Genomic DNA, 17,905 nt, shown 5'->3' with positions numbered 1-17,905 from the left:
TAGCCGGAAGGGCCGGAGCCGCCCCCGCAGAACGCCCGACGGGCCGCCTCACCACGCCTCCCCGCTCTCCGCCGCACGGCCCGGCACCGACCGGCCGCCCCCGTCCTCCTCCCGGCGCAGCAGCCGGAACGCCAGCAGCGGGAAGACCAGCACCGACACCATCGCCGCGGCGACCAGGGCGGCGGCCTCGCCGGACCCGATCACCTTCTCGTCCAGGCCGATCGCGGTGATCGCGACCACCAGCGGCAGACAGGTCGACGCGAACAGCCCGAGCGCGGCCCGCGGCGCGCGCCCGGTCAGGTCGCGCGGGGCCAGCAGATACGCCGGAACCCCGCGCACCAGCAGGAACAGCAGCAGGAAGACCGGCAGGAGCAGCAGCGGGCGGCCGTCGTCCAGGAGCGCCGCGAGGTCGAAGTCGATGCCCGTGACGACGTAGAAGAACGGCACCAGGAAGCCGAAGCCGATCGCCTCGACCCGTTCCAGGATCGCGTCGCCGCTCTCGGGCACCGACCCCTGGAGGACGAGCCGGGTCAGCAGGCCCGCGGCGAACGCGCCGAGCAGGGTGTCCAGGCCGAAGGCATGGGCGAGCCCCAGCATCCCGGCGAGCAGCAGCATCACGAAGCGGACGGCGAACTGGCCGCTGGAGTGCAGCGTCACGGCGACGATCCGGGCGAACCACGGCGGCCGGGGCCGCATCGCCCAGAACACCGCGCCCGCCGTGACGACGGCGAACACCGCCAGCACCGCGCTCGCCGCACCCGGGCTGCGGCCGCTGAACAGCAGGGCCATCGCGATGATCGGCCCGAACTCCCCCACCGACCCGAACGCCAGCACCACCGACCCGAACCGCCCCTCGAGACGCCCCGAGTCCCGCAGGATCGGCAGCACCGCACCCAGCGCGGTGCTGGTCAGCGCGGTGCCGATGACCAGGCTCTTCGCCAGGTCCGCCCCGCTGAGCAGCAGCGCGACACCGAGCCCGGCGGCGAACGAGAGGACCCAGGCCCCGCCGGCCCGGCGCAGCGTGTCGCCGCGGACCTCGGCGAACTTGATCTCGTACCCCGCCAGAAAGATCAGCATCGAGAGCCCGAGGTCGGACAGGGCGTCGATGACCTGGTCGTGGTGGGCCCAGCCGAGCACATCGGGCCCGACCAGCACGCCCAGCACGATCTCGAAGATGACGACGGGGACCGGCAGCCACCGCCCGGTCGCGTAACCGAGCAGCGGCGCGAGAACCGCCAGGGCCATGATCAGGACGAGGGTCCCGGGGTGCTCCATCGCTCGTGTATAGCAAGGAACGCCCCGGAATCAGCCGCTATGACACCCCTTGGGGAGTCCGCTCGGTTCGGGCCGTGGGTGCCCGGCTCGGTCCGGGCAGGAGGTCGTCCCGCTCAGTCCGGGCAGTGGGCATCCCGGGCGGGACGCTTCCCGGTGACCAGGAAGTCGCTGACGGCCCGGTCGCCGCAGGCGTTGCCGTTGCCCAGGTACATCCCGTGCCCGCCCCGCTCGACGGTCACCATCCTGGCCCGCTCCCCGAGCGCCGCCCGCATCTTCCGGGCGCCCGCCAGCGGGGTGGCCGGGTCGCGCAGGCTCTGGATCATCAGAACGTTCGAGGGGCCCTCGGCCGTGATCCGGGTGGGCCTCGGCTCCTCGTCGTACTTCCAGAAGGCGCACGGGGCGATGTTCGCGGGCATCCCCGCGGTCAGCGGATACTCCGCCCGGTCGGCGGCTACCCGGCGGGCGTACCCGGAGTCCGGCCCCGGCCAGCGCACGTCGTTGCAGACCACCGCCATGGTCAGCGTCGCGTCCTCGTCGGGCATCGCAGCCGCCAGCTCCGGCGGCAGCACCGGTCGCCCCTCCGGATCCTGCGCCGACCGGATCAGCCGGGCCAGCGACGCGAACGCCTTGTCGCTCATGAGTGCGTTCTGGAGCGCCTGCCGCAGCCGGTTCCCGGTCAGCGGGACGCCGGGAGTCTCCGACTCCTTCGGGTCCCGGTCCAACTTCTCGGCCAGTGCGAGGAACAGGGGCTCCACGTCCTCGGCGCGCCGGGCCAGCCGGAGCCCTTCCGCCTCCCGGGCGGGATCCGCCGCCCAGGCCGCGAAGTCGGGGAAGCGCAGGGCGACAGCCGGTCCCACGTTCGTCATCCATCCGTACGCCACCCGCGCCGGGTCCGGGTCGCCGACGCTGTCCAGGACCAGCCGGTCGACCCGGTCCGGGTGCTCCTGCGCGTACACGGCCGCGGCGTAACTGCCGTACGAGTGGCCCCAGACGGACAGTTTCCGCTCGCCCAGCGCGGCGCGCAGCCGGTCGATGTCGCGGGCCTGGTTCCGCGTGCTGAAGGACCGCACCACCGGGCCGCCGTCGCGGGCACATGCCTCGGCGGTGCGGCGGGCGCGTGCGACGTTCTCCGTGATCGAGCCGTCCGCCGCGGGGTAGGCCCGCAGCGTCACCAGGTGCCGGTCCGCCTCGGGGATCCCGCAGCCGGCCCGGGTGGAGCCGCCGACTCCGCGCGGGTCCAGGCTTACCAGGTCGTACGCCCCCTCGGTCGCCGCCCGCAGCGCCTCGCCCTTCTGCGCGAGCCGCTGCACCCCCGAGCCGCCCGGACCGCCGGCGAGCACCAGCAGGGTGCCGCGCCGGGCCTCGGGCCGGTCGGTGCGCAGCCGGGTGACGGCCACGTCGACGGTGCGCCCGCCGGGGGCGCGGTGGTCGAGGGGAACGCGGAGCGTGGCGCACTGCTGTCCGGCGGGAACGGTGGTCCCCGGGATCGGGGCGCAGGGCCCCCAGGCGAGCGGAGTCGCGGCGGGCCCCGCCGGGCGGCTGTGCGCCACGGGTGCGCCGACGGCGGTCAGCGTGCCGGCCGCAGCCGCGGCGGAGACGGTGAGGAGTAAGGCCTTACGGGTCCAGGTCGTCATGGGCACAGCCTGGTCGGGCGGGGCCCCACTGCCCATGAGGGAGCCCGGTGGACCGAAGTGGGGACACCCCCCGGCCCCGGGCTCGGGCGGCCCCCCGGGACCGTTCCTCGGGCGGCCCCCGGACCGTCCCCGGACCGCCCCGTCACCCGTTCCCGCGCACCGGCGTGCCGGGCGGCGGCCGGAGCCGTTGAATGCGGAACGGGGGCGGAAGGCAGGAGAGAGCCGCATGCCGTCGTCACCGGCCCGCCCGGACCGGGCCACCGCGCCACGCCGCCGCGGTGCGCTGCGCCGCACCGGCGAGTGGTGCGCCCGGCACTTCGTGACCGTCCTGGTCCTGTGGGTGGCCGCGCTCGCCGGGCTCCAGGTCCTTCAACACGCGTACGGCGGCGACTACTCCGACGACTTCTCGCTGCCCGGCACCCAGTCGCAGGACGGCCTCGACGTCCTGAAGGCGCACGCGCCGCAGGCGGGCGGGTACAGCGCCCAGGTGGTGCTGCACGACGCGGACGAGCCGCTCACCTCGGTCTCCGACCAGGTCGCCACGGCCGTCAGCGACCTCCAGAAGCTCCCCGACGTCCTGTCCGCGCAGAACCCGCTGCCCTCGTCCGGCTCCACCCCGCCCCCGCCGCCGGACCCGAACACCGGGCCGCTCTCCACGGACCAGAAGACCGCCTACATCACCGTCCGCTTCAGCGTGCAGCCCTCCACGCTCGACCCGTCCTATCTCGACGGGGTCGACGACGCGGTGCGACCGCTGCGCTCGGCCGGGGTGGAGGTGGAGTACGGCGGGCCGCTCGGCGAACTCGCCCGGCCCGAGCCGAGCGACCGCACCAGCGAGGCGATCGGCTTCGGCGTGGCGATCGTGGTCCTGCTGATCGGCTTCGGCAGTCTGCTGGCCGCCGTGCTGCCGCTGGTCACCGCGCTGATCTGCGCACTGTGCGGGCTGGCGCTGCTCGGGCTGCTGGCCGCCGCCGCGACCTTCGCGACGGTCTCCCCGACGCTCGCCACGATGATCGGCATCGGCGTCGGCATCGACTACGCCCTCTTCCTGGTCACCCGGCACCGGCAGAACCTGGTCGACGGCCAGGACCCGGCGACCGCCGCCGGGAACGCCGCCGCCACCAGCGGGCACGCCGTGCTGCTCTCCGGCTGCACGGTGATCATCGCGCTGTCGGGGCTGTGGGTCTCCGGCATCGGCTTCATCGGCAAGCTCGGCCTGGCCGCCGCGGTCACCGTGGTCACCGCGGTGCTCGGCGCGCTCACCCTCGTACCGGCGATCCTCGGGCTCATCGGCCGCCGCATCGACCGGGTGCGGGTACGGAAACCGGTGGCCGAGACCGTACCGGCCCCCGAGGGCGCGGAGCCCGGCGGCTGGCACCGGTACGCGCAGCGGGTGGAGCGGCGGCCGTGGTGGTTCCTGGCCGGCGGGGTGGTGCTGCTGGCCGTCCTCTCCTTCCCCGTGCTCTTCATCCAGCTCGGCCACATCGGCGACGGCGCCGACCCGAAGTCGTTCACCGACCGGCGCGCCTTCGACCTGATGTCCACCGCCTTCGGCCCTGGCTCCAACGGCCCGCTGACGCTGGTCATCGACCAGAGCAAGGTGCCCTCGTCCGACCGTTCCGCCCTCGCCGACCAGGCGCAGAAGGCGCTGACGAACGTGCCCGACGCGGCTGTGATCACCCCGCTCACCGCCACCTCGGACGGCGATGTGCTGACCGCCACCGCCTACTCGGTGGCCGCCCCGCAGGACGAGCGGACCACCTCGCTGACGAACCGCCTCACCGACGACGTCCTGCCGCAGGCCGTCTCCGGCTACGACGCGAACACGTACGTCACCGGCACGACGGCCGCCCAGGTCGACTTCCTGGACATCGTCTCCAGCAGGCTGCCGCTGATCATCGCGGTCGTCGTGGGCCTGGCGTTCCTGGTGATCCTGGCCGTCTTCCGGGGCCTGCTCGTCGCGCTGAAGGCCGCCGTGCTCAACGTCCTGTCGATCGCCGCCTCGTACGGGGTCGTGGTGGCGGTCTTCCAGTGGGGCTGGGGCGGCCCGGCGCTGGGCGTCTCGGGGAAGGTGCCGATCGAGAGCTATGTCCCGATGATGATGTTCGCGATCGTCTTCGGGCTGAGCATGGACTACGAGATCTTCCTGCTCTCGCGCATCCACGAGGCATGGGTGCGCACCGGGGACGCGCGGGCGAGCGTGGCGCACGCGCTGGAGATCACCGCCCGGGTCATCACCTGCGCGGCGCTGATCATGGTGAGCGTCTTCGCCGCGTTCGTCATCAGCGACAACATCGTGGTGAAGATGCTGGGCCTGGGGCTGGCGGCCAGCGTGCTCATCGACGCCACCGTCGTACGGCTGCTGCTGGTCCCGGCGGTGATGACCCTGCTGGGCCGGGCCGCCTGGTGGATCCCGGGCCCGCTGGACCGGATCCTGCCGCACCTGGACGCCGAGGGCGGGGCGGAGGCCGGCGCGGAGACGCGCGCCGAACCGGCCGGGCCCGTCGGGAAGATGTGATGAGCACCACAGCCCTCAAAGGGAACGCGTCGAGCGCCTAGGGTGTCAGGATGCCTTCCCCCCTCACTTCGAGGAGGCTGCCTCGCCCCACCGCGGCCGCCTCCCCCGGGACCGGCGTCCCCGACGCCGGCGGCCGGGACCACTTCTTCGACAACGCGAAGTACCTGGCGATCGTGCTGGTGGCGATCGGACACGCCTGGGAACCCCTGCCCCCCGGCCGCCTCGTGGAGGCCGCGTACACCTTCATCTACACGTTCCACATGCCGGTGTTCATCCTGATCGCCGGCTATTTCTCACGGAACTTCGAGCTGCGGCCGGAACGGGTGTGGAAGCTGGTCACCAGCCTGCTGGTGCCCTACCTCGTGTTCGAGGTCCTCTACACGCTCTTCCACCGCGCCCTGCGCGACCCCGACTTCTCGCTGTCGCTGCTGGAGCCGTACTGGCTGCTGTGGTTCCTGCCCGCCCTGTTCCTCTGGCGGCTGTCCACCCCGCTGTGGCAGACCGTGCGCTTCCCGGTCCTGGTGTCGCTCGCCATCGCCGCCGTCGCGACGGTCTCGCCCGCCGCCGACGGAACGCTCCCGGTCCAGCGCATCCTGCAGTTCCTGCCGTTCTACGTGCTGGGGCTGCGGCTGGGCCCGCACCACTTCGCGATGGTCCGCCGCACCTGGGTGCGCGTCGTCTCGGTGCCCGTCTTCGTCGCCGGGATGCTCCTGGCGTACTGGCTGGTGCCCCGGACCTCGACGTCGTGGTTCTTCCGCAAGAACAGCGCCCAGGAGCTGGACACCGCCCAGTGGACCGGCCCGGCGGCCACGCTCCTGCTGTTCCTGGCCGCCGTCGTCCTCGGCGCGTGCTTCCTCGCCTGGGTGCCCCGGGGCCGCAGCTGGATGACCGCCCTGGGCACCTGCACGCTGTACGGATACCTCCTGCACGGCTTCGTCATCCGGGCCCTGCGCTACGAGGGCTTCTACGACCGGCCGTTCTTCGACACCACGATGGGCACGGTCGCCGTCACCGTGGGCGCCGCCGTCATGGTCACCCTGCTCTGCACACCACCGGTCCGGCGGCTGCTGAAGCCGCTGCTGGAACCGCGCATGGAGTGGGCCCGGCAGAAGCCGCCGCCGGCCGCACCGGCGCCCTGAGGGGCGCGACGGCGAGGACGGCGAGGAGGATTCAGTGGTCCACGACGACGGTCCGGCCGAGGACCGCGACGTGCTCCAGGACGTCCTCCAGCGGATCGTCGATCTGACCGGTCGCGATCAGGGCCACCTGCGGGCCGTTGTGGGCGTCGGTGTGCGTCTCGTCCGCGTGGGCCGCGGTGGCCGAGACGGTGGCGGGCATCACGGACGCCACCACGGTCACGCCCAACGCGGTCAGCTTCCTGTTCATGGCGCCGATCATGGCACGCCCCGCGAGGCCGCCGAGCGGCGTCGCGGGGCACGGAAGCCCGGCCGTACGGCAGGTGAACCCGGGCTCGGACAGCGCCCGGGCGGCCTCGGCGGAGCCGGAGTCCCGGCGGTCCTGCCGGGTGATCACTTCACCCGTCCGCTTGACGTTGCGGCCGGCGGCCGGGAGCCGCCGGCCGCGCGGGGTCACGCGGCGCGGTTGTTCCGGCGCTGCGCGGCGGCCGCACGGGCCTCCGGCGTCGGGACTCCGGGACGGCCGCGCCGGGCCGGGGCCCCGCCGCCGCGCTTGGTGCCGCGGCCCATGAACGCGCCACCGCGGCCGCTGCCGCGCTCCTTGGCCGGGGCGGAGACGACGACCGGGACGCCGGAGGGCGCCTGCGCCCCGGTGATCCGGCTCAGCTCGGCCTCGCCGGAGCGGACCTGGGCGATCTGCGGGGTGATCCCGGCGTCCGCCATCAGCCGGGTCATCTCGCGGCGCTGGTTCGGCAGCACCAGCGTGACGACGCTGCCGGACTCCCCGGCACGGGCGGTACGGCCGCCGCGGTGCAGGTAGTCCTTGTGGTCGCTCGGCGGGTCCACGTTGACGACCAGGTCGAGGTTGTCGACGTGGATGCCGCGCGCCGCGACGTTGGTGGCGACCAGGACCGTGACGTGCCCGGTCTTGAAGCGCTCCAGGGTGCGGGTGCGCTGCGGCTGCGACTTGCCCCCGTGCAGGGCCGCCGCCCGGACCCCGCTGTGCAGCAGGTGGTCGGTGAGCTTGTCCACCGCGTGCTTGGTGTCCAGGAACATGATCACGCGGCCGTCGCGGGCCGCGATCTCCGTCGTGGTCGCGTACTTGTCCGCGCCCTGGACGTACAGCACGTGGTGCTCCATCGTCGTGACCGCACCGGCTGCCGGGTCGACGGAGTGCACGACCGGGTCCTTGAGGTAGGTCCGCACCAGCAGGTCGACGTTGCGGTCCAGGGTGGCCGAGAAGAGCATCCGCTGCCCGTCCGGGTTCACCTGGTCGAGCAGCTCGGTGACCTGCGGCATGAAGCCCATGTCGGCCATCTGGTCGGCCTCGTCGAGGACGGTGATGGTGACCCGGTCCAGCTTGCAGTCGCCGCGCTCGATCAGGTCCTTGAGGCGGCCCGGGGTCGCGACGACGACCTCGGCGCCACCGCGCAGCGCGCCGGCCTGGCGGCCGATGGACATGCCGCCGACCACGGTGGCGATGCGCAGCTTCAGCGAGCGGGCGTACGGGGTGAGCGCGTCGGTGACCTGCTGGGCCAGCTCCCGGGTGGGGACGAGGACCAGGGCGAGCGGGCGCTTGGCGTCGGCGCGGCGGCCGGCGGTGCGGGCCAGCAGCGCGAGGCCGAAGGCGAGGGTCTTGCCGGAGCCGGTGCGGCCCCGGCCCAGCACGTCGCGGCCGGCCAGCGAGTTGGGCAGGGTGGCCGCCTGGATCGGGAAGGGCACGGTCATGCCCTCGGCGACCAGCGCCGCCTTCAGCGGTGCGGGCATCTCCAGCTCGCCGAAGGTCTCGGCGGCGGGGAGGGCGGGGGTGACGGTCACCGGCAGGGCGAACTCGCCCTTGGCGCCGGAGGCGGAGCGGCGGCCGTAGCCACCGGACCGGCCCGAGCCGCCGGAGCCGCCGGAGCGCTTGGGTCCGCCGCCGAAGCCCGCGGCCCGGCGCTCGCCGCCGCCGGAGTGACGGGGGCCGCCGCCGGAGCGGGTGCGGGAGAATCGGTCGTTCGAGCGGGGTGCGCGTTCGCGGTTCATGCAGAACCTTTCCTCGATAGGGCGCGTATCGAGGGATTCTTTTCGGGAAGAGACCGTGAACGGCACCCAGAATCGCAAGAACGAGCCGATGAAATGACAAAAGAAAACGAAGCCCGGCCGCCGGGAATCAATGCACCGGACGCGGCTTCGTCGAGGGGCGCGCGGAGCGGGCCCCGGAAACGACAACGAGCCGGGGCCCGCACCCCAAGGTGCGGGCCCCAGCTGCGCAGTGCTGCCCGAGTGATCAGGCGGGGGTGATGTTCTCGGCCTGCGGGCCCTTCTGGCCCTGCGTGACGTCGAAGTTCACCTTCTGGCCCTCCTGCAGCTCACGGAAGCCGCTGGCGGCGATGTTGCTGTAGTGGGCGAAGACGTCGGCGCCGCCGCCGTCCTGCTCGATGAAGCCGAAGCCCTTTTCCGAGTTGAACCACTTCACGGTGCCAGTAGCCATGTCATATCTCCTTAGGGGCAGAGCCCGCGGGCCCACACTGTGCGGGCCCCACGTCGCCGCGATGATTACCCCGTCCGGAAGAACACCGGAAATACAGAAGTGCACCCGCCGACATCCGATCGGCAAGAGCACTTGAAGTTTTTGGGAACCACAACTGCAACTGAGATCAACACTAGCACGATGACCCCGGAGAGGCGGGTGCGTAATATCACCGGCCACGTCGGAACAGATCCGGGACATAAAAGCCTCATCGCACATTGCGCGAAATTCTGTGCTGACGAATGCAGATATCTTTCCGGGCCGTGCGGAACCTCCGGCACCCCGGGGCGCGGCGGCGCTCAGCGCTCGGCGGGACCGCCGGAGCGTGCGGACCGGCCGCGCAGCTCCTCGTTGAGGCGCAGCGCCTCCTCCAGCTGGTCCTCCAGGATGACGATCCGGCAGGCGGCCTCGATGGGCGTGCCGGCGTCGACCAGCTCGCGGGCGCGGGCGGCGATGCGCAACTGGTAGCGGGAGTAACGGCGGTGGCCGCCCTCGGACCGCAGCGGGGTGATCAGGCGGGCCTCGCCGATCGCCCGGAGGAACCCCGGCGTCGCACCGATCATCTCCGCGGCTCGCCCCATCGTGTAGGCGGGGTAATCGTCGTCGTCGAGCCGGTCGGTGGCGTGCGAGGGGGTATCCGGGGGCATCTGCACCTCTTCCGTCACGCGTGACCGGAGGAACCGGGCGCCGTACGCCTGCGGGGTGCGCCTCTGCCGCGTACCGCTGTTTCACGTGACTGCACAAGAAACCCTAATCGCCCCGCAAGGCCATGTCTATCGCGGCCGGAACAGATTTGGGCCACCGGGAAGGGCCCGGTGGACGCGGTCCGGCGGATCACTGACCGACCGGTCAGTTGTCGTCGGGCGGACCGCGGGGCCATAATGCACGCGTAGCCCTTCACGCATCCCCCGTCGTGAAGGGCTACACCCCTGTCCGGAGCCTGCTCCGGGCGTCACGGGGCACAGGTTCATTCACGGGCAAGGGACTCCCCTCGTGGTCCCCTGCCCGTGTTTTTTCGAGTTAACAGTGACGTAGAGTGTTTACGCAAGCTCAGTTCCGACTCCGAGGTGATCGTGGAGGCCCGGATGGCCATGGACGACGGCGACGAACGCGGTCCGGAACCCGTCGGCCCCCCCGAGCCGGACGAGCTTCCCCGCCTCGACTCGCTGCGGGAAAAGGTCGAGTACATGGTCGAGAAGACCTTCCCCGGCCAGAAGATCTCGGGCCGGGTCTTCGCCGAGCTGGTCCGTGACCGCGGCGGCTCGCTGTCGCACAGCTACTTCTCCAACATCCTGGCCGGCAAGGTCACCCAGCCGTCCGAGGACATCCTCAAGGCCCTCGGCCTGGGGTTCGGGGTGGACTGGCGCTTCTTCAAGGAGGAGTCCGAGGTCGTCGACGACGTCGTCGCCGGACTCCAGTTCCTGGCCAAGCGGCGCACCGGGGAGATCAGCGGCCTGGCCGGCCGGGGCCTGGACGACGACGGCCTCCCGCCGGAACTGCTGCGGTTCGCCCTCTCCCTGCTGGAGGACGCCGCCCGCGACAAGGACGGGCCCGGCGCGTAGAGCGGCGGGCGAGCGGCACGGAGAGCAGCGGGGCAAGCCGCGGGGCGAGCGGTGGCAAAGATTCCGCCGTGCACCACCACCGGACGGGCCCGGCAGCGTAGCGTCTTCGTCATGTCCCTGCGGAAACTGCGGAAAGAGTGCGAGGCCGGGCTCGCCGACCTGCCCCTCCCGGTTCCCTTCTCGCTGGACGCACTCGTCGCGAACATGGAGGAGGCCGGCGGACGCACCATCCGGCTGCACGAGATGCCGGACCGCCTCGCCCGCGTCAACGCCGCCTGCGGGCTCCGCCTGAAGGCGGGCTCCACCAGCCTCGTCCTCTACCGCCGCAGGCCGACCGCGTACCAGACCCAGCACGTGATCCTGCACGAGCTGTGCCACGAGTGGTTCGACCACGGCACGACGCTCGACGCGGAGCGACTGCGCACACTCCTCCCGGTCTTCGACACCTCGCTGATCGCCCGGATGATCTCGCCGGCCGCCGCCGAGGCCTTCGCCTCCGGCGGCGGCACGGTCCAGGCCCGCGCGCAGTACGACACCCACGACGAACGCATGGCCGAATTCGGTGCGTCCCTGATCCCCCGGATGGCGCGGGATCTCACCACCGATGACATGGTGGGGCGGCTGGACAACTCCCTGTCCCGCCCGGTGGCCAACCGGCGGCGCGGTCTCTTCCCCGGAAGACGGTCCGACGACGCCTGACACGTGCCACCGCACCGCCCGCGGGCCCCCCGCCCCGCGCCCCCCGACCCCGAGGACGAACACCGCCGTGACCCCCCTCGATCTCGCCGGCTACCTGATAGCCGGCCTGATGACGGCCGTTGCCCTGTGGCGTATGCCCGCTGCCCTGTGGGGCGACGAGGAGGACCGCAGACGCCGGGCCCTGTGGGGCTGCTACGCCGGATTCGCCGTCGCGCTGTGGACGAAGACCGAGGCGGTGCGCATCGGCCTCAACAACAGCGCCGTCACCGACCTCGCCGTCCTCATCAAGCACTACACCGCCACGGTGGCAATTCTGGCCATCCTCAGCTACATCGTGGCCATCTACGGCAGCTACCCGGAAGAGGGCGCGATCCCGCGCCACGTACGGTTCGCGCGGCTGGTCCAGAAGCTCGCGGCCAAGGCCTCCGTCGCCACGCTGATCCTGCTGACCGTCCTGTTCTTCACCGTCGTCGACCGCTCCGAGCCCTCGGACCGCTTCGTCTCCGACCACGCCGGGGAGGGGGGCGCCACGCTCTACATGAGCGTCTTCTACCTCTACCTCGGCGCCGCGTCCGCCGTCTGCGCCTTCCAGTGGGCGCTGGCCACCCTCGACGCCCGGCGGCGCCATCTGCGCATCGGGCTCGGGATGATGACGTTCGCGATGTTCATCGGCGTCGGCTACACCGTCAGCCGCACGCTCTTCCTGTGGATCAGCGTGGTGGACGAGCCGAGCGAGGCCTTCGCCCTGCGGTTCGACCAGATCACCGAGGCGGCGCAGCTGGTGCTGTTCGCCTTCTTCGCCCTCGGCGCGTCCATCCCCGCCTTCGCGGCCGGGGCACGCCGGGCCAGGCTGTGGCGGGCCCAGGTCCGACTGCACGCCCTGTGGCACGAGCTGATGACCGCGTTCCCGGAGCAGCCGTTCGACCCGCCCGCCTCGCTGGTCCGCGAGCTGACCCGCTTCAACGTCCCGGCCGACCTGCGGGTGGACCGCTGGGCCGCCGACATCGCGGACGCCGCCGAGAAGCTGCGCCACTACGTGCCCGACGGGCTGCTCGCCGCTGCCGGACGGGCCGCCGCCCGCGACACGGACGACCCGGGCCGGGCCGAGTCCCTCACGGACGCCTACTGGATCCGGGCCGCCCTCCTCGCGAAGGACTCCGGCGCACCCGCCGGAGGGGCCGCTCCGGTCGCCGCCCAGCACGCGGCCGACCAGGACGGCGAGGTGGCCCGGCTGGTCCGGGTCGCCGCCGCGTACCGGACGGTCGACGAGGAGCGCGCCCGCGCCGTCCTCGCCACAGCCACGGCCGACACGGCCCGCACCACGGAGACGAGCGCATGACCGGCCCCACGGACACCACGACCGCCGAAGGGATCCCCACCGCCTCCGCCCGCACGGCCACCGTCGCGCGCACCGTCACCGACGCCCTCCAGCCGCGCAACGTGCTGCTGGCGGGCATGCTCGGCATCGGCCTGGCGGCGGCGGGCGACTGGACGGGGCTGCTCTGGGGCTTCCTCGGGGCGCTCTGCGCCGGGCTGATCCCGGCGGGCTACATCGAGTGGGAGCGCGGGCGCGGCACCTGGGGCGACCGCCATGTGGTGGACCGCACCAAGCGGGCGCCGATCTTCTTCGTGATCCTGGGCTCGATCGGCGCCGGCTCGGTGGTGATGGTGCTGGGGAACGCGCCCACCGGGATCCTCGTCGCGATGCTGGCGCTGTGGGTGATGACGATCGGCCTGCTGGCCGTCAACACGGTGTGGAAGATCTCGGTCGACTCGGCGGTGGCCTCGGCGGCCGTCTCGCTCCTCGCCGTCGTCCACTCGCCCTGGTGGACCGCCGCGTACGCGGTGACGGCGGCGGTCTGCTGGTCCCGGGTGGCCCTCGGCTATCACACCGTCGCCCAGACGGTGGCGGGCGCGGGCCTGGGCGCGGCGACGACGGTGGCGTACGTGTTCGCCTGAGGGGCGACGGTGACGTACGCCCGCGCCCGCGCCTTCCTCCGAAGGGCTACCGGACCACCACGGGCCCGTTCATCGTGTTCGCGGTGCAGCCCGGCCCTCCGATCCGTACGGGTCCGGAGCTGCGGGTCACCACGACGGGCCCGTCGACGCGCGAACCGCACAGGTGGACCTCCGTCGCCCGGTCGGCCTGGAGCGGGCCGTCCAACGTGGAGCCGGTGACCACGAGGGCGGCCCCCGCGCGGACGACGACGGGCCCGCGCTGGGCGGCCCTGTCCAGGCAGGTGACGCCGGCCGACACGACCAGGGGGCCGTTGCGGGGGCCGGTGACCGTGGTGGTGCAGGCGGGCACGGGCAGGACGCGGGCCTTGTAGTCGAGGGCCTCGGCGAGCTTGCCGGGCTTCGGGTCGCTCAGCGGCCTGCCGAGCTTGGCGAACTCCCCGCCCGTTTCCTTCTTTCCGCCGTTCCACTCGTCGATCCGGCCGAGCTGGGCGGCGGTCTTCCCGTCGTCGACGACCGCGTCGGCGTCCAGCGCGGCCATCGACTTCGAGGCGCGCTTCACCAGGTCGAGGTACGGGCCCGGGGCGGTCAGGTCGTACGCGGACGTGTCGTGCTCGCCGCGCAGCCACGAGCCCCAGGAGAACTCCAGGAACTCCGTCGCGCCGTCGGGGACCTCGTAGCCGATGTCCCGGGTGAAGTAGACGAGGCTGCGGTACGGGTCGTCGCGGAAGTGCGTGATGCCGAGCCGGTCCGGCAGCTGGTCCACGCCGAGCGGCCGGTTGTTCTCGTCGCGCAGCCACACCTTCTTCTCGGCCGTCATCCGCTGCCAGAAGGCCGGGGCGGACAGGGAGCTGAAGTTGTCGGTGACGCGGAGCCGGATGTGCATCCGGGTGGAGCCGTCGGGGCCCTCCAGGAACGACGTCAGCGTGTGGTGCCCGTCGGTGAGGTAGAGCTTGCCGCCCGGTCCGACGACGGCGGTCTTCATCGGGGCGATGGTCTCCGGGGTCTCCTGGCCGAGCGGCACAGTGCAGGAGAAGCTCGACGGATCGTCCAGCCGGGCTCCGGGGCCGGCCGAGGCCGCCTCCTCCTGGCCGTTGGTCTCGCACCAGTCGTCGAAGCGCTTGTTGACGTCGCCCGCCGCCTCGTCGCGATCGCTGCCGTACCGGCCGAGCTTGTAGAAGACCTGGTCGAAGCCGAGTACGGCCTGGGTCGGGTGGAGTTCGCCGAGGGTGACGTCGATCAGGTCGCCCGGCTGCGCGCAGGTGTACGGCAGCGGCCCGCTCCCGGCGCACGGATCGGCCGCCGCCGCCCCGGTGCCCGCCCCGGCCACGACCGTGCCCGCCGCCAGCACCCCGGCGAGCAACAGCGCTTTCGACCTGTTCATGAACGTCCCCTCCCGCGAAATGGCCTTCCGCCGGGGACCATCGCAAGGCCCGACGACCCCCGCGCGGCCGTGATGTGAACGAGGGATGGCGCCGGGGTGCCGCGACGGGACCGCCCGCGCTTGCGGGGGTGGCGGACACCCGGTTACGTGGACGGGGAGGGCGCGCCCGCGAACGGACGGCCCCACCGGCTGGAGGTGTCCCGATGGCGAAGAAACGGTCCGCACCCGCCAAGGGCCTGCGCGGCAGCAAGGCCGGGCTCGTGCTGAGCCTGGGCAGCAGCGCGCTCGCGGTCGTCAGGGCGTCGAAACAGGTCCGCCGGGCCAAGGGCACGCACGACAAGCTGAACACCGCCGACGCGGTGGCGGGGCTGCTGCCGCTGATCACCTCGGCCGCCCTCGTCCTGCGCCAGCTGCGCGGCCGGAAGCGGGAGGACCGGGAGAACCCGCAGGCGGCCTGAGCGAGCCCCTCCTCGGCGGCCCGCCCGAAAGGCCGGAAATCGCCCTGCTCGCGGCCGCTGAACGACGCTCTTCCGGGGTACGAAGGTGCCGTGCCGAACCCTTTCGAGATCACCGCCGCCCGCGCCCAGGACATCGTGACGCTGGGCGAGTGGGCCCACGAGGAGAGCTGGAACCCGGGCCTGGACGACGGCGCGGTGTTCTTCGCGACCGACCCCGGCGGCTTCCTCTTCGGCCGGCTGGACGGCGAACCGGTCACCTCCGTCTCCGTCGTCCGCTACGGCAGCGCGTACGGCTTCCTCGGCTTCTACCTGACCCGCCCCCACCTGCGCGGACAGGGGTACGGGCTGCGGACCTGGCAGGCCGGGACGGCCCGGCTCGCCGGACGCACGGTCGGTCTGGACGGGGTGCCCGCGCAACAGGACAACTACCGCCGCTCCGGCTTCCGCACCTGCTGGAGCAACGCCCGCTTCGAGGGCACGCCCCCGCCGGACGTCGCGCCCCCGCCCGGCACCGCCCTGGTCGACGCCCGCAGCGTGCCGTTCGACCTGCTCGCCGCCTACGACCGGCGGTTCTTCCCGGCCGCCCGGGACACCTTCCTGGCCTCCTGGATCACCGCCCCCGGCCGCACGGCCCTGGCGGCGGTCCGCGACGGCGAGCTCCAGGGCCTCGGGGTGCTGCGGGCCTGCCGCGCAGCGTCCCGGATCGGCCCGCTGTACGCCGCCTCCCCCGCCGTGGCGGCGTCCCTGGTCAGCGCGCTGGCGGCCACCGCCCCTGACACCCCGGTCGCCGTCGACGTACCCGACGTCAACCCGGCGGCGGTGCGGCTGGCCGGGGAGCTGGGCCTGACCCCGTCGTTCGACACCGCCCGGATGTACAGCGGCCCGGAACCGGCCATCGACCGGCCGGGCCTGTACGGCATCACCAGCCTGGAACTGGGCTGACCGGCGCTCCTCGAAACGGCGGCCGTCACTCCGCCGGGGTCGGCCGCACCACCGGCCGGCCCTCACGGATCCGGGAGGCGAGGACGGCGATGTCGTCCTCCGCGTCCGCGCCGAACCGGTCGAGGACCCGGTCCAGCAGGTCCTCCAGCCGTCCGCCCGGCGGCATGACCAGCGAGGCGAGCCGCCGCACGGAGACGTCGATGTCCTCGCCCCGGCGCTCCACCAGACCGTCGGTGTACATGAACAGCACGGTCCCCGGGCCGCAGGGCACGGACGCGGTCCGGTAGCCGCCGAACCCGGTGCCGAGCGGCGGCCCCACCGGAACCGGCACCACCCGGGCCCCGGCGGCGCCCGGGTCGATGAAGACCGGGGGCAGATGGCCCGCGCTGGCCACCTCGCACACCCCGCCGAACCGGTCGACGACGGCGAGCAGACAGGTCGCCGCCCGGTCCAGGCCCGACCGCTCCACCATGGTGTCGAGCTGTTCCAGGATCCGGTGCGGCGGCAGGTCCTCGCCCGCCAGCAGCCGGAGCAGCGAGCGGTACTGGCTCATCGCGACGGCCGCCTCCACCCCGTGCCCCATCACATCGCCCATCGCCTTGAGGTGCCGGCCGTCCTGGAGCGGGATGACGTCGAACCAGTCGCCGCCGACCAGGACACCGCGGCCGGCGGGGAGGTAGCGGGTGGCGATCTCGACGTGCGGGTGGGGGCCCCAGGGCTCGGAGAGCAGGGAGCGCTGGAGTTCGCGGGCGATGCTGTGCTCGTGGTCGTAGCGGCGGGCGTGGTCGAGGTCGACGCCCGCGCGGACGGCGAGTTCACGGGCGACGGCCACGTCCTGGCCGTCGAAGACCGGAGAGCCCTCTGCCCGTGCGAGGGTGAGCGTGCCGAGCGGCCTGCTGCGGGCGGTGAGCGGGACGACGAGCGCCTGCCGCAGCCCGAGCGCCTTGGAGGCGGTGATCCGGTCCGAGGTGATGCCGGTGCGCCGGCGTTGGTGGTGCTCCCAGTCGTCGACCACGGGTTCGTTCTCCGCCAGGCAGCGGGTCACCGCGGAGTCCGCGGCGAAGTCGACGTACTGCCCCGGAGAGCCGAACCGCTGCATCTGCTCGTCGAGTTCGCCGTCGCCGCGCAGCGCGGCCCGCCGCAGCCGTACGACACCGGGGGCCGGGCGGCGTACGGCGTGCCCCACCTCGGCCGGGAAGACGTCGACCGCCGCGACGTCGGCAAGGTCCGGCACCACGAAGTCGGCCAGCTCCTTGCAGGTGGTGTCCATGTCGAGTGTGGTGCCGATCGCGACGGCGGCGGTGGAGAGCAGGGCGACATGGCCGCGGGCCTGCTTCAACTCCTCGCGCTGCCGGGTGATGTCGGTGATCTCGACGACGATCGCCATCAGCCCGCACGCCGCGCCGTCGATGTCCAGCCGGTGGTACGTGGCCCGCCAGAACCGCTGGTCCGCGTCGGACGCCGCCCAGGTCTGCCCGTGAATCGTCTCCTCGCGGGGCCTGCCGTCGGCGAGGACGTCGCGCAGGGCGGAGGCCTGACCGCGCAGCCCGGGCAGCACCTGGGAGAACGTCCGCCCGATGTGGGAGGCGGCGGTGAGGCCGTTGAGCCGTTCGAGGGCCGGGTTGACGTAGGTGTAGCGGAGTTCGTGGTCGAGCACCGCGACGGCGGCCGGATTGCCGTCGAACAGGGTCGCGACGGTCTTCGGGTCGACGTACGAGGGCATGCCGTCGTCGCACGTGTCGGCCTGCAAGAGCATGCCTCCCGCCGTTCGTCGCCTCCCGGACCCCCATCGTCGGCCGCCCGTTCCCGTACCGCATCCGCAGGACGTC

At 72.9% G+C, this 17,905-nt stretch carries 15 protein-coding genes and 1 pseudogene; 8 read left to right on the top strand and 8 right to left on the bottom strand.

Translation table 11 applies throughout. The features are described from left to right. Window positions 1-48: 48 nt before the first annotated feature. Entirely contained in the window at window positions 49-1,275 is a 1,227-nt protein-coding gene (locus KV381_RS19285; protein WP_030627214.1) for a cation:proton antiporter, read from the bottom strand. A 113-nt stretch (window positions 1,276-1,388) separates the two neighbouring features. Further along, a complete protein-coding gene (locus KV381_RS19280) occupies window positions 1,389-2,909 on the bottom strand; it encodes an alpha/beta hydrolase (RefSeq protein WP_218785809.1) in 1,521 nt (506 codons plus the stop codon). A 226-nt stretch (window positions 2,910-3,135) separates the two neighbouring features. On the opposite strand from KV381_RS19280, the gene KV381_RS19275 reads away from it, so the two are divergent. Beyond that, on the top strand, window positions 3,136-5,427 hold the full coding sequence (locus tag KV381_RS19275) for an MMPL family transporter (protein WP_218785807.1): 2,292 nt from the start codon (window positions 3,136-3,138) through the stop codon (window positions 5,425-5,427). A gap of 50 nt (window positions 5,428-5,477) precedes the next feature. Beyond that, on the top strand, window positions 5,478-6,566 hold the full coding sequence (locus tag KV381_RS19270; RefSeq protein ID WP_218785805.1) for an acyltransferase family protein: 1,089 nt from the start codon (window positions 5,478-5,480) through the stop codon (window positions 6,564-6,566). A 31-nt stretch (window positions 6,567-6,597) separates the two neighbouring features. Here the strand turns inward: KV381_RS19270 and KV381_RS19265 are convergent, their stop codons facing one another. From KV381_RS19265 to KV381_RS19250, 4 genes are all read right to left on the bottom strand, one after another. Beyond that, window positions 6,598-6,825 carry a hypothetical protein gene (locus KV381_RS19265; RefSeq protein ID WP_218787256.1) on the bottom strand — a complete coding sequence of 76 codons (228 nt, stop codon included), beginning with the start codon at window positions 6,823-6,825 and terminating at the stop codon, window positions 6,598-6,600. A gap of 191 nt (window positions 6,826-7,016) precedes the next feature. After that, window positions 7,017-8,588, bottom strand: coding sequence for a DEAD/DEAH box helicase (locus KV381_RS19260; protein ID WP_218785803.1), 1,572 nt, complete (start codon window positions 8,586-8,588; stop codon window positions 7,017-7,019). 244 nt (window positions 8,589-8,832) lie between these two features. Beyond that, entirely contained in the window at window positions 8,833-9,036 is a 204-nt protein-coding gene (locus KV381_RS19255; RefSeq protein ID WP_003967653.1) for a cold-shock protein, read from the bottom strand. Window positions 9,037-9,374: 338 nt separating this feature from the next. Beyond that, window positions 9,375-9,722, bottom strand: a complete 348-nt coding sequence (locus tag KV381_RS19250; RefSeq protein WP_030088810.1) for a MerR family transcriptional regulator — start codon at window positions 9,720-9,722, stop codon at window positions 9,375-9,377. A gap of 438 nt (window positions 9,723-10,160) precedes the next feature. Here KV381_RS19250 and KV381_RS19245 point away from each other — a divergent pair. From KV381_RS19245 to KV381_RS19230, 4 genes and pseudogenes are all read left to right on the top strand, one after another. Beyond that, window positions 10,161-10,738, top strand: a pseudogene (locus KV381_RS19245) (hypothetical protein). Between the two features lie 10 nt (window positions 10,739-10,748). Next, entirely contained in the window at window positions 10,749-11,336 is a 588-nt protein-coding gene (locus tag KV381_RS19240) for a hypothetical protein (RefSeq protein WP_030088814.1), read from the top strand. Window positions 11,337-11,403: 67 nt separating this feature from the next. After that, window positions 11,404-12,675, top strand: a complete 1,272-nt coding sequence (locus KV381_RS19235; RefSeq protein ID WP_030627194.1) for an MAB_1171c family putative transporter — start codon at window positions 11,404-11,406, stop codon at window positions 12,673-12,675. Further along, window positions 12,672-13,295, top strand: a complete 624-nt coding sequence (locus tag KV381_RS19230) for a hypothetical protein (RefSeq protein ID WP_218785801.1) — start codon at window positions 12,672-12,674, stop codon at window positions 13,293-13,295. The genes KV381_RS19235 and KV381_RS19230 overlap by 4 nt, the downstream gene beginning before the upstream one ends. A 46-nt stretch (window positions 13,296-13,341) precedes the next feature. Here the strand turns inward: KV381_RS19230 and KV381_RS19225 are convergent, their stop codons facing one another. Beyond that, window positions 13,342-14,676: a ParB/Srx family N-terminal domain-containing protein gene (locus KV381_RS19225; RefSeq protein ID WP_030627180.1), complete on the bottom strand. Its 1,335-nt coding sequence runs from the start codon at window positions 14,674-14,676 to the stop codon at window positions 13,342-13,344. A gap of 203 nt (window positions 14,677-14,879) precedes the next feature. Here KV381_RS19225 and KV381_RS19220 point away from each other — a divergent pair, with 203 nt between their 5' ends. Together KV381_RS19220 and KV381_RS19215 are read left to right on the top strand one after the other, a co-directional pair. Further along, a complete protein-coding gene (locus KV381_RS19220) occupies window positions 14,880-15,134 on the top strand; it encodes a hypothetical protein (RefSeq protein WP_218785799.1) in 255 nt (84 codons plus the stop codon). A gap of 90 nt (window positions 15,135-15,224) precedes the next feature. Then, window positions 15,225-16,076, top strand: coding sequence for a GNAT family N-acetyltransferase (locus tag KV381_RS19215; protein WP_098026922.1), 852 nt, complete (start codon window positions 15,225-15,227; stop codon window positions 16,074-16,076). A gap of 25 nt (window positions 16,077-16,101) precedes the next feature. On the opposite strand, the gene KV381_RS19210 is transcribed toward KV381_RS19215, so the two are convergent. Then, the gene (locus KV381_RS19210; protein ID WP_218785797.1) at window positions 16,102-17,832 is read right to left on the bottom strand and encodes a SpoIIE family protein phosphatase; all 1,731 of its coding nucleotides are present in this window, start codon (window positions 17,830-17,832) and stop codon (window positions 16,102-16,104) included. Window positions 17,833-17,905 lie beyond the last annotated feature (73 nt).

Source organism: Streptomyces sp. WY228, assembly GCF_019287315.1.
Classification (GTDB): domain Bacteria; phylum Actinomycetota; class Actinomycetes; order Streptomycetales; family Streptomycetaceae; genus Streptomyces; species Streptomyces caviscabies.
Note: the sequence above shows the minus strand (reverse complement) of the source record. Positions and strands in the feature narration are given on the sequence as shown.

What these genes read in the sequence shown, in the direction of transcription:
- KV381_RS19210 (WP_218785797.1), bottom strand. Translation starts at nt 17,832, where the DNA reads ATGCTCTTGCAGGCCGACACGTGCGACGACGGCATGCCCTCGTACGTC.
- KV381_RS19225 (WP_030627180.1), bottom strand. Translation starts at nt 14,676, where the DNA reads ATGAACAGGTCGAAAGCGCTGTTGCTCGCCGGGGTGCTGGCGGCGGGC.
- KV381_RS19265 (WP_218787256.1), bottom strand. Translation starts at nt 6,825, where the DNA reads ATGATCGGCGCCATGAACAGGAAGCTGACCGCGTTGGGCGTGACCGTG.
- KV381_RS19220 (WP_218785799.1), top strand. Translation starts at nt 14,880, where the DNA reads ATGGCGAAGAAACGGTCCGCACCCGCCAAGGGCCTGCGCGGCAGCAAG.
- KV381_RS19280 (WP_218785809.1), bottom strand. Translation starts at nt 2,909, where the DNA reads ATGACGACCTGGACCCGTAAGGCCTTACTCCTCACCGTCTCCGCCGCG.
- KV381_RS19285 (WP_030627214.1), bottom strand. Translation starts at nt 1,275, where the DNA reads ATGGAGCACCCCGGGACCCTCGTCCTGATCATGGCCCTGGCGGTTCTC.
- KV381_RS19260 (WP_218785803.1), bottom strand. Translation starts at nt 8,588, where the DNA reads ATGAACCGCGAACGCGCACCCCGCTCGAACGACCGATTCTCCCGCACC.
- KV381_RS19240 (WP_030088814.1), top strand. Translation starts at nt 10,749, where the DNA reads ATGTCCCTGCGGAAACTGCGGAAAGAGTGCGAGGCCGGGCTCGCCGAC.
- KV381_RS19255 (WP_003967653.1), bottom strand. Translation starts at nt 9,036, where the DNA reads ATGGCTACTGGCACCGTGAAGTGGTTCAACTCGGAAAAGGGCTTCGGC.
- KV381_RS19230 (WP_218785801.1), top strand. Translation starts at nt 12,672, where the DNA reads ATGACCGGCCCCACGGACACCACGACCGCCGAAGGGATCCCCACCGCC.
- KV381_RS19275 (WP_218785807.1), top strand. Translation starts at nt 3,136, where the DNA reads ATGCCGTCGTCACCGGCCCGCCCGGACCGGGCCACCGCGCCACGCCGC.
- KV381_RS19270 (WP_218785805.1), top strand. Translation starts at nt 5,478, where the DNA reads ATGCCTTCCCCCCTCACTTCGAGGAGGCTGCCTCGCCCCACCGCGGCC.
- KV381_RS19250 (WP_030088810.1), bottom strand. Translation starts at nt 9,722, where the DNA reads ATGCCCCCGGATACCCCCTCGCACGCCACCGACCGGCTCGACGACGAC.